The organism is Photobacterium aquimaris, assembly GCF_002954455.1.
Classification (GTDB): Bacteria; Pseudomonadota; Gammaproteobacteria; order Enterobacterales; family Vibrionaceae; genus Photobacterium; species Photobacterium aquimaris.
Genome location: NZ_MSCC01000001.1, coordinates 907145 through 921694 on the forward strand (window position 1 = coordinate 907145; position 14550 = coordinate 921694).

A 14550-nucleotide genomic window follows, 5' to 3' on the forward strand; every position below is an offset into this window, starting at 1 on the left:
CGTTTAAGTGCTTAACCACTAGCATCCTGCTAGTTTGATTATCACTATTGGTGATAGGTAAAACTACATATCATCAATAATGATGTAGGTGGCAAAGACGGGCCCATGCACACCAACAACCTTGATCAGCTCGATATCTGCAGTCGAACTAGGACCTGAAATAAAATTTACACATGATGGAATACGTTCACCATTCTGTGCTTTTTGATGTAATAACTCTGTCGCTTGCGTTAAGCGAGGAACAATATTACTTTTAGGTACAATAAATACAGACGCTTCAGGGAGCAAACTAACCGCTCGACCTTGTGCAGCTTGACTGTAAAGTACCATCGTGCCTGATTCTGCAAGTGCCTGTTCCGCAAATACTACGCCTACTTTAGCACGTTCCGCAACCGCAATATTTGTCTCGTAACCTGCGCTATGATCCCAAATATAGACACCGTGCTGTTTTTCAGTTAAATCTTTCGGATTTATGATGTCTAGTAGACGATTATCTGCTGTAAAGATAGTTTCACCGATAGGATTTATGCTTTCATCGCCATTTGTGCAATAGTGAAAACATACATTGCGTAATGTTTCAGTGAGTTTATCTTTCGTTGTTACAATCGCTTGTGAGGCTAATGTTGTTTCGGTGTATTCAACTAAAATGGCTTTTAACTCGTCAGGGCTTTTATTCGCAAAAACCTCTTTATGACAGTTATATTTTAAGTTTGGGCGTGCTACAGGTGCAGTAATACGCTCACGACCAAGTTGTTTAGCGATATTATCAAGGAAACTATCGCGGTTAAAAATGCGTTGCTCTGACATGCGGAAGTCCCTTATTTATTATTTCTGTTTTTAAACCAGCTACGGAATGATTGACCTGCTGGCTCTGGTAAATCACGAGTTTGTGTCCATGCGCTAAGTAGACCAATTTTGAATGGCAACTTGCCATCTTTAATCAGTTTTCCTGCAATAATCGCACCCATTTTAACTGTCTTATCCCAGATGAATGGGTGAGAGTTAACAAAGTTAAAACCTGTAATTGCTGCGCGTTCCGCAGGCGCTGTGATTTTTTCTTCACCCATAATTTGGCGGTGTTTTAGCAATAAATCAGACAGTGGGATTTTTACTGGACATACGTCATGACATGCGCGGCATAAGCTACAAGCGTTAGGTAAGTCTTTGAAGTCTTTGTAACCACCAAGTAAAGGCGATAATACTGCACCAATTGGGCCTGAATAGATTGAACCGTAAGATTGACCACCAATATGACGGTATGCAGGGCAGGTATTTACACATGCAGCACAACGGATACAGCGTAGAATTGGGCGGAATTCTGAACCTAGAATTTTTGAACGACCGTTATCGACAATAACAAGGTGGAATTCTTCTGGACCATCGCAATTATCATTCTCACGTGGACCCGTTAGCGCGGTAACATAACCAGTTAACGGTAGACCAACTGCACTGCGACATAATAGGCTCGCAACAATATCAAATTCTTCAAAAGTTGGAACAATACGTTCCATACCCATTACGGCGATATGTGTTTTTGGCAAGCTGGTGGCTAGACGTGCATTACCTTCGTTAGTCACCAGCGTTACAGTGCCAGATTCTGCAATGGCGAAGTTACACCCAGTAATACCGATTTCTGCTTCAAGGAAATCATGACGAATATGCTCACGGACAAAACGGGTCATGGCTTCAGGATCAGATGGACCTTCATAACCGAGCTTTTCTTTGAACACTTCGCGAATTTGGGTACGGTTTTTGTGTAATGCTGGCACAACAATGTGTGAAGGCGCATCACAATCATCCACCTGAAGAATATATTCGCCTAAATCTGTTTCGATGATTTCGCAATTATTACGTTGAATCATCTGGTTCATGCCGATTTCTTCGGTCACCATTGATTTAGATTTTACGATCTTCTTAGCGTTCTTTTTCTTTACAATCGTTTCGATGTAATTGGTTGCATCTTCCGCTGTTGCTGCAAAGAAAACATGGCCACCATTTTTTTCTACATTTTCACTCAGTTGTAGTAAGTAATAATCTAGGTTCTCAAGGACATGGCTACGAATATCCATCCCCATTTCACGCCACTCTTCCCAGTTACCGAGTTTTTCAGCGGCAACAGCACGGCTTTTAAACATACGTTCTTGTGCGTTAGCAACGGCGGCACGCATTGACTCGTCTTTCATTTTTAGATGAATACGATCTTTAAATTTAACGTTGCTTGTTTTCATTGACATAATAATGACCTCTTAACGACTCATCAGCACATCAACAATGTGCATTACTTTAATTGGTTGACCTTCGCGGCTAATACGACCACCAATATTTAATAAACAACTAATATCAGCACCAATTAAGAAGTCCGGCTTTACTGCACTAATGTGTTGTACTTTTTCAGTTACCATTTCACCTGAAATTTCAGACATTTTGACTGAGAAAGTACCTCCAAAACCACAGCATGTTTCTTGGTTTTCAATCGGTAATAGTTCTAGGCCTTCAACATTATTTAATAAAATAAGCGGCTCTTCACGCACGCCTAATTTACGAATAAGGCTGCAAGATGGGTGATAAACCCCTTTACCTTCAAGACGAGCACCAACATTTTCTATCCCCAATTGGCGTACAACAAATTGGGTCAATTCAAATAAACGGTCAGCGACTTTTTGTGCGCGAGCTGCCCATTCTGGTTCATCTTCTAAATAATGCGGGTATTTTTTTACCGAAGCTGCACATGAGCCAGCAGGGGTCACGATTGGATAATCGTTAATTTCAAAAGCTTCGATCATGCTTTTCATCGCAGGTTTGCTTTTTTCAATGTAGCCGCTGTTTAGTGCGGGTTGGCCACAACATCCTTGGCGTTCTGGAAAAATCACTTCACACTTGAGTTGTTCAAGTAGTTGCACTGTCTTCTTAGCAACCTCTGCTTTTACAGTATCACCAAGACAAGTGACAAAAAAGTTTACCTTCATTTTATTGCTCCAATGGCGTAAAGGCGCCTGAGATATTGACTTAAACTAGCGGTTGGCATCTTCACACAGTATGCCAACCTATTTTATTTAGTGGTTAAAGAAATGTGCTTACTATCGCGCCAAAAGTTAGATTAGAAACCGTTGCTGAGCCTGAGAATAATGCACCTAAAGCCCCAAGGTAAGCAGCACAGTACTGCTAATTTTTACCTAATAGTGCAGCAAAAGCATTTCTTGTTGTCATAATCGGTGAACGATCACCACCAATTATCATGAATTTCACCATAATTAACGCACCAACAAGAGCGATAAAAGGTGTTTTGATTCGTGATGCGGTGTCGATAAATACTGTTGTAACTTGATGTCTATTCATCTTTAAAAAAGGGATCGACACGAAAACAACCAAGAAAAAAGGAATTAATGCTGGCACATATTAATAAAATCGCACCCGCAATAATAAAATTGGAATGATCGATATTGCTAGATTTAGCATGTGTTTTTTCCCTGACTGAGTCGTCTTATTCCATGTTCAAACAGACGAATTTTATTTTTATTTATTATTACTATGTGAGTAGTATTTTTTGTACTGATTGTCTCAATGGGAATATTATTTTAGGCAGGAAAAAGAAACTTTCTATCTATTTCTTTTGCGTATTTATCATTCGTATTAATTAAATGTGATGTAGATATAAAAACTGATGCCACTATTTTATTTTTTAATCTTAATAAATCATGGTGTTATGGTTTATATTTAAAAGAATGACAAAGAGGATTATATCATTATTGGAAACAATATATTTGCATACATAATCTAATATTTTAGGTGTTTATTATGGTTATTTTATTTGTTTATCCGTATTAAGGATAATGATTATCAGTACAGTGATTATTTAAGCGAGATAATGAGCATTAGTACGATTAATAATGCATTTAGTATGGTTATTTGAAATGTGGTAAGCGTTATTTCGTAGTGCTTAAATATATTAATTGGAGTAAATAATAACAGAAAGTTATTATTTTGCATTAAGTTTAACCTCCTATTAAATATCGCAAATAATTATTCATAAATCGAAGAGTGTAAAAGCGATTAGCATGATAGTTACCTATTTTAAATTCGCATTATTACTGATAACAGTGTGCAGAAAAGATAATGCTGCACTGCAATCATTGCGGCTCATAAACCACTGCTTTTGGTTGACTTCTAATGGCAGGATTTCGAGCCATCGTTGGCATACCCAGGTAATATCATCAAATTTAGGCTCTGGGTAGTAACGAGCGTGATCAGGATGTTGTTGGAATAGTTGTTGTAAGTTGTCTGAAATGCTTTGATCGATAAAATTAATCCCTTTGCTATGCCAATTTGGGACAGGCGAGGTATCACCAATATAAAGATGATCGCTGTCTTGCCAATGATTATTAATTAAAAACATTTCAACGCCCTTTATGGTAATACTTATAAACCCATCGGGAAGGGGATCAAAATCAGTAATAATCGCTCGAGTTCCAAAATGGCATAAGGTGTCATCAATTTTCATACATAAACCAAACCCATGATGGTTGGTAGTCGCGAGTTTTACTAATCGAATATAGCGTTGTTCGTAAATACGTAATTTACAAATACCATTGGGTAACAAATAGATATCAAGAGGAAAAAGAGGTAACTGCATAATGATAACCCTAGCTAATGCGTTTTAACATAAGTAAATGGTCGCTCGATATAATTATCATTATTATTTTGTGGTTCGGGCACCTGTTTTCAGTATAAGCAGACAAAAATAGAATAATGTCTGCTTTATGATACTGCGGTAAAATAAAAGGCTGCTTAGATTAAAAGCATTATATGTTTAAAACCTGATATATCGCTTGAGTTAATGATGATAATTGACTCGAAGTAATAATATAGGGTGGCATAATATAAACTAAACGTCCAAAAGGACGAATCCATACCCCCGCATTAACAAAAGCCTGTTGTATTGCGACCATGTCAACGGGTTGATGTAACTCTATAACGCCAATAGCTCCTAACCAACGTACTTGTTTGACTTTTTCAAGGGTGGCAATTTGAGGTAATTCATTTGCAAGTTGGTTTTCAATTGCTGCAACTTGTTGTTGCCATTTATTTTGTTCTAATAGCTCGAGATTAGCATTGGCAACGGCACAGGCAAGCGGATTCCCCATAAAGGTTGGTCCATGCATAAAGCACCCAGCTTCACCGCTGCATACTGTATCTGCAATACTCTTTTGGGTAATAACGGCTGATAATGTCATATAGCCACCAGTTAGAGCTTTACCTACACAAAGTATGTCAGGGCTAATCTCTGCATGTTCACAAGCAAATAGTTTTCCAGTACGTCCAAAACCAACCGCAATTTCATCTGCAATTAATAACACACCATAATGATCACATAATTCGCGAACACGACGCAGATAAGTGGGATGGTATAGCCGCATTCCTCCCGCCCCTTGCACTATTGGTTCCAAAATTACCGCTGCGATGTGTTGGTGGTCGTGGGCCAATTTATTTGAAAAATCACCAATGTCATTTTCATCCCATTGATCCCAGAAACCACATTGTGGTGAATCAGCAAAAATATGCTGTGGTAAAAATCCTTTATAAATACTGTGCATTGAGTTGTCAGGATCTGTGACTGACATTGCAGCAAACGTATCGCCATGATAACCGTGACTAAGAGTTAAAAACTTGGCTCTAGGCTCACCTTTAGCATGCCAATATTGCAATGCCATCTTAAGTGCAACTTCAACGGCAACGGATCCTGAATCAGCCAGAAAAACGGTATCTAATCCTTGTGGTGTTATCGCGACTAATTTTTTACAGAGATCAACCGCTGGTTGATGGGTGATGCCACCGAACATGACATGGGACATCTTATCAAGCTGGGTTTTAGCTGCGGCTGTTAATTGAGGGTTGTTATAGCCATGAATAGCAGACCACCATGAAGACATACCATCAATCAATTGGGTGCCATCTTCAAGAGTAAGATAGACACCATTAGCCTCAGTTACCGGGTAACAAGGAAGCGGTGTCACAGTTGAAGTGTAAGGGTGCCAGATATGCTGCTGATCAAAAGTAAGATCAATTCTGTGTTGTTTTTGCACTATTGTAAACCAAAATTATTGTTTATGGTTGACAGTCTACGCGCTGTTAGTAGACTAGCCAATAACGAGAAGGCAATAAAGTGTCTTAGTGGCTGTTTATTGAACAATAATTTATGAATCGATTGTGATTTCAATCGGTATTAGTTTTATTTCAAGATATAAATAAAAAACATATAAAAGAGGGACGCATTGTGGAAGTTCGTAGTAATTGGACTGTTGCAGAAGTGCAGGCTTTATTTAATAAGCCGTTTATGGATTTGGTGTTTGAAGCACAACAAATCCATCGCCAATTTCATCAGCCTAATCAGGTTCAAGTCAGTACTTTGCTTTCTATTAAAACTGGTGCCTGCCCTGAAGATTGTAAATATTGCCCTCAAAGTGCGCATTATCGTACTGATATAGAAAAAGAACGGTTATTGGAAGTTGAGCGTGTACTTGATGCTGCTATAAAAGCCAAGCAATCAGGCGCGACTCGATTTTGCATGGGAGCAGCATGGAAAAACCCTAAAGACAGAGATATGCCTTATTTGCTTGAAATGATACAAGGCGTTAAACAATTAGGCTTAGAAACATGCATGACATTAGGGATGATAACCACTGATCAAGCAAATACATTAGCAGCTGCTGGGCTAGATTATTACAATCATAACCTTGATACCTCTCCTGAATACTATGGCAATGTGATCACTACACGTACTTATCAAGATCGATTAGATACCTTAGCGCATGTGCGTGATGCCGGTATGAAAATTTGTTCTGGTGGCATTATTGGAATGGGAGAAAGTGCGCGAGATCGTGCAGGGTTACTCGTGGAATTAGCTAATTTACCAATTCATCCTGAAAGTGTACCAATAAACATGCTCGTAAAAGTAAAAGGTACGCCGCTTGAAAATGCTCAGGATGTCGACCCATTTGATTTTATTCGTATTATTGCTGTTGCTCGCATTATTATGCCGCATTCTGCAGTGAGGCTTTCTGCTGGTCGAGAGGATATGAATGAGCAGATGCAAGCGCTGTGTTTTATGGCGGGGGCGAACTCCGTATTCTACGGTTGTAAACTATTAACCACACCAAACCCAGGTGAAGATAAAGACATGCAACTGTTTGCCAAACTTGGTATTAATAGCCTGCATCAAGCAGCAAAGCCTGATGATATTCAAGCGCAAGAATTATTAGAGCAAGTTGTAGATCGGGTTGCTACACGTCCAACTAAAGATGACATTTTTTATGATGCCTCTCTTTAATCAGCGCCATCAACAAGCACTTATAGATCGTCAACAGCAAGGCCTCTATCGACAATTACAGTGCCAAGAGGCGATATCAAAAACAGTAAGTTTTGCCAGCAATGATTATCTTGGGTTGTCACAAGAACCTGCAATTATAGCGGCATGGCAGCAAGGACTGGTTAAATATGGTGCGGGAAGTGGCGCTTCACCTTTGGTTTCGGGGTTTCAAGCACCACATGCAGATTTAGAACAGCAACTCACTGAATGGTTAGGCTATCAGCGGGCATTGCTATTTAATAGTGGCTTTAGTGCGAATCAAGCGGTGCTATTTACGCTCTTACAAGCACAAGATCATCTGTTTCAAGATAAGTTAAATCATGCTTCGTTAATTGAAGCGGGTATGTTATCACCTGCGAAAATGACGCGGTTTTCTCATAATGATATGTCTGCGTTACAGCGACAACTTTCAAAAATAAAACCGATAGCGAACACTGCATCCTTAGTGGTAACAGAAGGTGTTTTTAGTATGGATGGTGATTGCGCGCCATTAGCATCATTACGAAAAATAACAATGCAACATAATAGTTGGTTAATGGTTGATGACGCTCATGGCTGCGGTGTATTAGGTGAGGATGGGCAAGGTAGTTGCCATCTTGCAGGTATAAAAGCCGATATATTAATTATTACTTTTGGAAAAGCCTTTGGTATACAAGGTGCGGCGATATTGTGTAGCGATGAAACGGCTGAATATTTGATTCAATTTGCTCGTCATTATATTTACTCGACAGCAATGCCACCAGCACAGGCTGTTGCTTTAAGCTGTGCTTGTTCATTGATTCAAACTCAAGCTTGGCGCCGAGAAAAATTGCAGGCTTTGTCTGACTCTTTAGAGCATCAGCTTGATAAGTGTATTGGTCTGATAGCAACAACGACACCGATTAAACCGATCATTATTGGTGATAGTGGCCAAACAATGGCAATAGCTGCTCAATTACAACAGCGGGGAATTAAAGTCGGGGCTATACGTCCGCCGACAGTTGCGCCAAATAGTGCTCGACTTCGAATTACACTTACTGCAAATCATAATGACGCCGATATTCGTCAGCTTGCCACTGCACTTAATGAGGTGGTTGATGTTAGATAGATTAGGCAATAAGCCACTATGCGCAATCGATCAGATCAACAAACAAGCGATAGCCAATGCTTTTGGTCGTGCCGCTAAAGGTTATGATAAATCAGCCGCATTTCAACGGCAGGTTGGGCAGCAATTATTATCATTTATACCACCAATCTCTGTATTTACGTCGTCTACGACAGTTATTGATGTTGGTTGTGGAACTGGATACTTTAGTGCCGCCTTACATCAACAAGGGTTCACTGTAACGGCCGCTGATCTCTCTGCGGAGATGTTGCAACAAGCACAACAGCGATGTGGACAAGATTGCCAATATTTACAAACAGATGCTGAAAATATTGCGATGTCTGATAACCGTTATGATATTGCCTTTAGTAATCTCGCTCTACAATGGTGTGATGATCTTTCTGTTCCGTTACGAGAATTACAACGAGTTGTTAAACCGCAAGGGAGAATATTTTTTACAACCTTGGTCGAAGGATCTCTGAGTGAGTTAACTCAAGTATGGTCATATATTGATGATCAGCAACATGTTAATAGCTTTAAATCGCAAACAGCAATTACAACCGAAATTAACCAAGTCGGTTTAACAATTGAAAGCTTAGTATATGAGCCTATAACCGTATATTACTCAACGGCGATGAAACTGATGAAAGATTTAAAAGGTATTGGTGCAACACATTTACAACAACAACGGCGCTCAGGGTTGTTTGGTCGACAAACAATTATTGATTTAGAACGAGCTTATGACGCTTTTCGTTTAGATAATGGTTTGCTACCAGCCACTTATCAAGTCTGTTTTGGAGTATTGATCAATGAATAACGCATATTTTGTTGCAGGTACTGATACTGATGTAGGAAAAACGGTGTGTAGTTGTGCGATTTTATACGCAGCGCAACAGACAAATATTACGATGGTAGGGTATAAGCCGATTGCATCAGGTAGTGAGAATACGCCCCAAGGGTTACGTAATAGTGACGCATTATTACTCCAACAAGCATCATCAGTTTCAGTGACATATGATGATGTTAATCCTTATACCTTTTATCGACCTGTTTCGCCGCATATTGCTGCCAAAGAAGAGCATAAAACAATTGAATTTGATCTATTGTCACAAGGGCTAACTAAGCTTAAAACACAAGCTGATTGTGTACTTATTGAAGGTGCTGGTGGTTGGCGAGTACCTATTAATAATACTGAATACCTTTCATCGTGGGTGAAGCAGGAGCAATTAGCGGTTATTTTAGTGGTAGGTATTAAACTTGGATGCTTAAATCATGCTTTATTGACCGCAGAAGCGATTCTGGCTGATGGTCTTACTGTTGTTGGTTGGATTGCTAATCAAATACATCCAGTAACTGATAATTATACTGCAATGATAACGTGGTTAGAGCAACACTTACCGGGTAAAAAAATAGCCGAGATCCCCTATATACCAATGAATAAACCAGATAAAGAAATAACGACACACCAGCAGTTAGCTCAATATATTGATTTAAGTCTTTTAAGTGAAAGATAAGAGGTTGCTATAAACAACAAAAGGCACTTAATGTGCCTTTTGTTTTAATGAAGTAAGATAAAATTAATTAGCTGAGTTAAGGCCAATCAATTGTTCTTGTGTATCTGTCATTGATACTGGATTACCAGTGTTATCAAGTCCTAGCTCTTTATGCGCTTCATCGATTGACATACCAAGATGACAACGCAAAATGTCTATAGCAACTTGATAACTTTCATTATTAGCCATGAATCCTCCCTGTGTACTCATGTCTTTATGTTCACTGTTTCATAACAATACGTAAACAATAATCGAGTTATGCTATTAAAGCAATACGACCAAAGTCTAATCACCATTTTTTTTGCAATTAAATGTTGTTAGCAATGGTAAAAAATATGAGTGGAATGTGAGTATATAGCGAGATAACTTAATAGTTTTGCAATTATTTTGCGATTCAAAGAGCGGTAAAGCTTGAGGTGATAAGAATTGGTAACAATTTAGCACTTTAATTTACAGTCATATTATTTGAAGATAGTGGTAATAAAACTCTGAATGTACCAATAAGACGTTAGAATATAGTCTATAGGGTATAAACTAGATTAATAATGTCCTTTCAATTGGAGAAGATAACAGATATGAAACGTATTGCGTTGTTTTTAGCAACGAACCTTGCCGTAATGTTGGTGTTTAGTATTGTTCTAAACATTGTTTATGCGGTAACTGGAATGAAGCCAGGCAGCCTTTCTGGATTATTAGTAATGGCGGCGTTGTTTGGTTTTGGTGGTTCATTAGTGTCTTTAATGATGTCGAAGTCGATGGCACTACGTTCTGTTGGTGGGGTTGTGATTGATAGCCCACGTAATGAAACCGAGCATTGGTTAATCAATACCGTTGCTCGTCAAGCAGAACAAGCTGGTATTGGAATGCCAACCGTTGCTATTTATGATGCGCCTGATATCAACGCATTTGCAACAGGTGCAAAGCGTGATGATTCATTAGTGGCAGTATCAACAGGTTTGCTCCATAGCATGACACGTGATGAAGCCGAAGCAGTATTAGCACACGAGATCAGTCATGTTGCTAATGGTGATATGGTAACGATGACGTTAATGCAAGGTGTGGTAAATACCTTTGTAATTTTTGTTTCTCGACTTGTTGCTGGTGCAATTAGTGGTGTTAACAATAACAGTGAAGAAGGGGAAGGTGGCGGTAGTTACATGACTTACTTTATTGTTTCTTCGATTATGGAAGTCTTATTTGGTTTCTTAGCTAGCATTTTAACGATGTGGTATAGCCGTCACCGTGAGTTTTATGCTGATGCTGGTTCTGCAAAATTGGTCGGTCGTGAAAAAATGATTGCAGCACTTGAACGCTTAAAAATGAGTCAAGAACCACATTTAGAAGGTTCGATGATGGCATTTGGTATCAATGGTAAGAAATCATTATCAGAATTATTTATGACTCACCCACCGTTAGATAAACGCATTGATGCATTACGCCGTGGTGAGTATGTAAAGTGATTATTTACTAATTTACTATGTATAAAAAAGCCCTGACATTTATGTAGGGCTTTTTTTTGAGGTGCTGTTTACTTATTTACACAACTATTTATTAAGTAGTGCTTTTTCTTGATTTTCTACATACCAAAAACCCAATAATGAAACACCCCAGAATTGGAATAAGTATTGCACATCAGATGTGCCTGCTAGCGTTTGGCTAAAGCACATTGCAGATGTAACAAATAAAGAGGCAAGAATACCAGCTTTTAGCCATAACTTTGATTTACCTGGCATGAATTCCATTTTAAGGAATGATACAGCTAATAGAATAAAGGGCAATATTTGTAATAACATTAATACAGGGAAAAGGTAATCAAAAAAGGGTACTAATAGAAAGTCTGTCACTGGTTTCTTTGCCCAGTTACCGGCAATGTATTCTTTCCATCCAGCCCAGCTATCACCAGCATAGGTACCAAAAAATACGCCGTAGAACTTATCAACAACACCGTTAGAAAACCAAAAAGGAGCAAAAAGTAAATAAAATGGGAAAAATTTGATAGTATTAATTATATTATTTAGTTTCATTATTTATATAAATCTTTATGTTTCTATTAATTGAGAAAATGAATATTTTATTTATTATAGATATACATTATTAGCAATAAGGAGAACGATTGCTGATGATATTGCACAGCTAAATAGCATAAAATAGACTCGAAAAATAATAATACAGGATAGTCTTATCATTAAGAGTGTGATTATAGTTTTATGTAAAAAGGTTGGAAGCAATAAAAATGGAATATTAAATTTATAAAATGTTGTTTTATTTTTATATTTAGCTGAAAAAAAGTATTATTTAGATCTGGTTACAAAAGAGAATGGCTATAATATATTGAGTATATTTTAAACGATGTAAATTTTATCTGCTACTATAAAGTGAATTTTGTTATTTATAACTGATATAACATTATCTTTTATATCACTTGTTGCAATTAATTTTAGCTTATTTATTTACCTTACAAATAAATAAGACCTGATTTAATCTGAAAATCAGAAAACTTGAGCGTAGAGACATCTGTGTTAATAGCTGTGTTTTTTTACGTTTTTATATTGATATTGATTTTAAGTCTTTGTTTTATATGTTTTTTTATTGTGTTGTAAATCTGCTTTTTATTTTATTTTAATTTAATATTTTAATTTAATGGCTGTTTTTTAACTAATATCATATCCTTAGAGTCAGATTTAAAAAGTATCTTGCAGCGCTAACAGTATATTTTTTATGAGAGCTTATTGCTTTTGTCATTATTGTTGTGGTGGTAAGGTTGTTTCTATGAGACATCATATTTATATAGTGAATATTATATAATGTGTAGCTTTTGAGACTAACTATTGAAAGCTATTACGGATTGCTATTTTGATATCTAAAAGTTGATCCCTTATAGGTACGAGTATTACTATAAAACGAGTTTGATAATCGTCTCATTTTATTATGTGATTTATAACACGTACAGGTTATCTAGCATAAGCTTAATGGGGAATGTCTATTCAGTAATGTAACTGAATCCCCAGGTTGTTTGATATTGAATTATACTAAATCTGAATGATATGTATGATTAGAACAACACTCTAGATATTAATCATCGTAATCAATAATTACCTTGTTAATTATTGTGTCATATTACTATTGTTGAAATTATTCAGATAGGTGTGCATTACGGTAGTTTATTTTAACAACATATGTGAATTTATAATGGATTTGACAAAGAAAATTCTAATAGCGGCATTAATCTCATCGACTTTAGCTGGCTGTACTGTACCTGGTTCAAACTTAACCCTGGCTGGTAAGCATGTTGTCGAAGTCGCTGACGGTGACAGTACTAACATTTCAGATCGCGTTAATGTTTACCCTTTAACAGCTAATACTGTTAATAAGTATCGTACTCCCAAAGTGAAAGCTGAGCAAAATCCGCGTTTGGAAGCGGAGTTAGCACATTATGAATATCATATTGGCCCCGGGGATATTTTAAACGTTACAATTTGGGATCACCCTGAATTAACGATTCCAGCTGGTGCATACCGTAGTGCTAGTGAAGCGGGTAACTGGGTTCATGCTGATGGTACTATTTTTTACCCTTACATTGGTAAAGTCTATGTAGAAGGTAAAACTGTTTCTGAAGTACGTAAAATTATAGCTCGTCGCTTATCTGCTTATATTGAAAGTCCACAAGTAGACGTTAATGTAGCAGCTTTCCGATCTCAAAAAGCATATGTTACTGGTGAAGTGAAAACACCAGGCCAACAACCTATTAGCAATGTACCTCTTACATTACTTGATGCGATCGATAAGTCTGGCGGTTTAGCTGCTGATGCTGATTGGCGTAATGTAACATTAACGCGTAATGGTAAAGATCAGAAGATTTCATTATATGCATTGATGCAACGTGGTGATTTACTGCAGAACCGTTTATTACAAAATGGCGATATTATTCACGTACCGCGTAACGATGATCAGAAAGTCTTTGTTATGGGTGAAGTTAATCAACCTAAACTACTTAAGATTGATCGTGCAGGTATGAGTTTAACTGAAGCGTTAAGCAGTGTTGGTGGTATTAATGAGCTTGAAGCTGATGCTACTGGTGTATTCGTTATTCGCTCAACACGTGATGACGTTAAGAAAAATCCAAACGATAAGATGATTGCTAATGTTTACCAATTAAACATTAAAGATGCGACAGCATTGGTTATTGGTACTGAATTTGAACTACAGCCATATGATATTGTTTATGTGACTGCTGCACCGATTGCACGTTGGAACCGTGTTATCCGTCAGATTGTACCTACCATTAATGGCTTTAATAACTTATCTGAAGGCTTTAATTACTACACCAATCTTAAATAAATAAGTGTAAGTTAAAGCAATATAATTGATAACGTTCAAAAAAGGGATGCTTAAATAGCATCCCTTTTTTTATGCGTTGAGAGTTAGAGAGATAAACAGCGTCATTCTATAATGAAGTTACATCATTGGTATGAGTATAAGTACACCTAATAACGCTATCAATAAGCTAACACCTGCTGGAATTAACCATAGTGATTTATCCTTGCTACTTT

The 14550-nt window shown here is 37.5% G+C and carries 13 protein-coding genes and 1 pseudogene; 6 read left to right on the plus strand and 8 right to left on the minus strand.

Going from position 1 to position 14550, the window contains the following annotated elements; all coding sequences use genetic code 11:
* Nucleotides 1–63: 63 nt before the first annotated feature.
* The 6 genes and pseudogenes from BTN98_RS03950 to bioA all read right to left on the minus strand — a co-directional run bounded on the left by BTN98_RS03950 (nucleotide 64) and on the right by bioA (nucleotide 6062).
* Nucleotides 64–807: a LutC/YkgG family protein gene (locus BTN98_RS03950; protein WP_060996511.1), complete on the minus strand. Its 744-nt coding sequence runs from the start codon at nucleotides 805–807 to the stop codon at nucleotides 64–66.
* Between the two features lie 11 nt (nucleotides 808–818).
* The gene (locus BTN98_RS03955) at nucleotides 819–2234 is read right to left on the minus strand and encodes a LutB/LldF family L-lactate oxidation iron-sulfur protein (protein WP_060996510.1); all 1416 of its coding nucleotides are present in this window, start codon (nucleotides 2232–2234) and stop codon (nucleotides 819–821) included.
* Nucleotides 2235–2246: 12 nt separating this feature from the next.
* A complete protein-coding gene (locus tag BTN98_RS03960) occupies nucleotides 2247–2966 on the minus strand; it encodes a (Fe-S)-binding protein (protein ID WP_060996509.1) in 720 nt (239 codons plus the stop codon).
* 112 nt (nucleotides 2967–3078) lie between these two features.
* Nucleotides 3079–3396 (minus strand): annotated as a pseudogene (locus tag BTN98_RS03965) (L-lactate permease); the annotation flags it as partial.
* A gap of 670 nt (nucleotides 3397–4066) precedes the next feature.
* A complete protein-coding gene (locus BTN98_RS03970) occupies nucleotides 4067–4630 on the minus strand; it encodes an LON peptidase substrate-binding domain-containing protein (protein ID WP_060996508.1) in 564 nt (187 codons plus the stop codon).
* Between the two features lie 169 nt (nucleotides 4631–4799).
* Nucleotides 4800–6062 (minus strand): adenosylmethionine--8-amino-7-oxononanoate transaminase, encoded by a 1263-nt coding sequence (gene bioA, locus BTN98_RS03975; RefSeq protein WP_105029995.1) that lies wholly within the window; start codon nucleotides 6060–6062, stop codon nucleotides 4800–4802.
* Between the two features lie 209 nt (nucleotides 6063–6271).
* On the opposite strand from bioA, the gene bioB reads away from it, so the two are divergent.
* Genes bioB through bioD form a run of 4 tightly spaced genes read left to right on the plus strand, consistent with a single transcriptional unit; the run spans nucleotide 6272 to nucleotide 9961 of the window.
* Nucleotides 6272–7324: a biotin synthase BioB gene (gene bioB / locus BTN98_RS03980; protein ID WP_060996506.1), complete on the plus strand. Its 1053-nt coding sequence runs from the start codon at nucleotides 6272–6274 to the stop codon at nucleotides 7322–7324.
* A complete protein-coding gene (gene bioF, locus BTN98_RS03985; protein WP_060996692.1) occupies nucleotides 7311–8450 on the plus strand; it encodes an 8-amino-7-oxononanoate synthase in 1140 nt (379 codons plus the stop codon). The genes bioB and bioF overlap by 14 nt, the downstream gene beginning before the upstream one ends.
* Nucleotides 8440–9264, plus strand: a complete 825-nt coding sequence (gene bioC / locus BTN98_RS03990; RefSeq protein WP_060996505.1) for a malonyl-ACP O-methyltransferase BioC — start codon at nucleotides 8440–8442, stop codon at nucleotides 9262–9264. The genes bioF and bioC overlap by 11 nt, the downstream gene beginning before the upstream one ends.
* Nucleotides 9257–9961: a dethiobiotin synthase gene (gene bioD, locus BTN98_RS03995; protein ID WP_060996504.1), complete on the plus strand. Its 705-nt coding sequence runs from the start codon at nucleotides 9257–9259 to the stop codon at nucleotides 9959–9961. The genes bioC and bioD overlap by 8 nt, the downstream gene beginning before the upstream one ends.
* Nucleotides 9962–10024: 63 nt before the next feature.
* Here the strand turns inward: bioD and BTN98_RS20250 are convergent, their stop codons facing one another.
* Entirely contained in the window at nucleotides 10025–10189 is a 165-nt protein-coding gene (locus BTN98_RS20250) for a hypothetical protein (protein WP_162840637.1), read from the minus strand.
* A gap of 386 nt (nucleotides 10190–10575) precedes the next feature.
* Here BTN98_RS20250 and htpX point away from each other — a divergent pair, with 386 nt between their 5' ends.
* The gene (gene htpX / locus BTN98_RS04000) at nucleotides 10576–11460 is read left to right on the plus strand and encodes a protease HtpX (RefSeq protein ID WP_060996503.1); all 885 of its coding nucleotides are present in this window, start codon (nucleotides 10576–10578) and stop codon (nucleotides 11458–11460) included.
* Nucleotides 11461–11544: 84 nt separating this feature from the next.
* On the opposite strand, the gene BTN98_RS04005 is transcribed toward htpX, so the two are convergent.
* Nucleotides 11545–12024: a hypothetical protein gene (locus tag BTN98_RS04005; RefSeq protein ID WP_105029946.1), complete on the minus strand. Its 480-nt coding sequence runs from the start codon at nucleotides 12022–12024 to the stop codon at nucleotides 11545–11547.
* Between the two features lie 1165 nt (nucleotides 12025–13189).
* Here BTN98_RS04005 and BTN98_RS04010 point away from each other — a divergent pair.
* Nucleotides 13190–14338: a polysaccharide export protein gene (locus BTN98_RS04010; protein WP_060996501.1), complete on the plus strand. Its 1149-nt coding sequence runs from the start codon at nucleotides 13190–13192 to the stop codon at nucleotides 14336–14338.
* Nucleotides 14339–14550: the final 212 nt, after the last annotated feature.

Coding starts and splice junctions, on each gene's coding strand:
- BTN98_RS03950 (WP_060996511.1), bottom strand. CDS start 807: ATGTCAGAGCAACGCATTTTTAACCGCGATAGTTTCCTTGATAATATC.
- BTN98_RS03955 (WP_060996510.1), bottom strand. CDS start 2,234: ATGTCAATGAAAACAAGCAACGTTAAATTTAAAGATCGTATTCATCTA.
- BTN98_RS03960 (WP_060996509.1), bottom strand. CDS start 2,966: ATGAAGGTAAACTTTTTTGTCACTTGTCTTGGTGATACTGTAAAAGCA.
- BTN98_RS03970 (WP_060996508.1), bottom strand. CDS start 4,630: ATGCAGTTACCTCTTTTTCCTCTTGATATCTATTTGTTACCCAATGGT.
- bioF (WP_060996692.1), top strand. CDS start 7,311: ATGCCTCTCTTTAATCAGCGCCATCAACAAGCACTTATAGATCGTCAA.
- bioC (WP_060996505.1), top strand. CDS start 8,440: ATGTTAGATAGATTAGGCAATAAGCCACTATGCGCAATCGATCAGATC.
- bioD (WP_060996504.1), top strand. CDS start 9,257: ATGAATAACGCATATTTTGTTGCAGGTACTGATACTGATGTAGGAAAA.
- BTN98_RS20250 (WP_162840637.1), bottom strand. CDS start 10,189: ATGGCTAATAATGAAAGTTATCAAGTTGCTATAGACATTTTGCGTTGT.
- htpX (WP_060996503.1), top strand. CDS start 10,576: ATGAAACGTATTGCGTTGTTTTTAGCAACGAACCTTGCCGTAATGTTG.
- BTN98_RS04005 (WP_105029946.1), bottom strand. CDS start 12,024: ATGAAACTAAATAATATAATTAATACTATCAAATTTTTCCCATTTTAT.
- BTN98_RS04010 (WP_060996501.1), top strand. CDS start 13,190: ATGGATTTGACAAAGAAAATTCTAATAGCGGCATTAATCTCATCGACT.